At 47.0% G+C, this 739-nt stretch carries 2 protein-coding genes; both read left to right on the top strand.

What is annotated here, in order from left to right; translation table 11 throughout:
- Positions 1–62 precede the first annotated feature (62 nt).
- Positions 63–251 (top strand): hypothetical protein, encoded by a 189-nt coding sequence (locus ACOTXI_RS24245; protein WP_308464179.1) that lies wholly within the window; start codon positions 63–65, stop codon positions 249–251.
- Between the two features lie 159 nt (positions 252–410).
- Positions 411–739, top strand: a 329-nt coding sequence (locus ACOTXI_RS24240; protein ID WP_369560770.1) for a transposase, incomplete at its 3' end; no start/stop codon positions are given.

Genomic DNA, 739 nt, shown 5'->3' with positions numbered 1-739 from the left:
ATGGTGATCCCCTGGGCGAAATGCGCCTGGTAAGCAGAGTTTTTGAAATGTAAGGCCTTTGAATAAGACAAAAGGCTGCCTCATCGCTAACTTTGCAACAGTGCCGAAAAAATAGCCTAAATAGGTTGATTCGATGTGTTTGCGGGAAAAAAATCGGCCCAGATCCGCGAAATTTTAATCAGCGAGTCAGCTTGGGAAGAAATGACCTGCTTATTCGCACCTTCCTTAGCAAAACAGAAAGCTGGCACTAAATAAAAATCCGTTTCTGCCGATACTGCCTCTGCGGGCTGTGCCTATTTCAGGCCAATGGACTCTCACCCGTTAAGAGATGGGGAAAATGAACTGGCAGCGCTTCAACAAAGTAAGTAGTTTTTCAGGGGCTTTGTTGAATAAATCGAACTTTTGCTGAGTTGAAGGATCAGATCACGTATCTTCCCGACAACGCAGACCGTTCCGTGGCAAAGCAAAAGTTCAAAATCACCAACTGGCCCACCTACAATAAAGCCCTCATCAACCGTGGCTCCATAACTTTCTGGCTGGATGATGAAGCTATTCAGGCCTGGTATGAGTCAGCAACACCTTCTTCACGAGGCAGACCTCAGCGCTATTCTGATCTTGCCATCACGACTGTGCTGGTCATTAAACGCGTGTTCAGGTTGACCCTGCGGGCTGCACAGGGTTTTATTGATTCCATTTTTACACTGATGAATGTTCCGTTGCGCTGCCCGGATTACACCAG

It is taken from the genome of Enterobacter cloacae complex sp. BZL2005, assembly GCF_049238885.1.
GTDB classification, from domain to species: domain Bacteria; phylum Pseudomonadota; class Gammaproteobacteria; order Enterobacterales; family Enterobacteriaceae; genus Enterobacter; species Enterobacter roggenkampii.
This window is presented reverse-complemented; position numbering and strand designations above follow the sequence as displayed.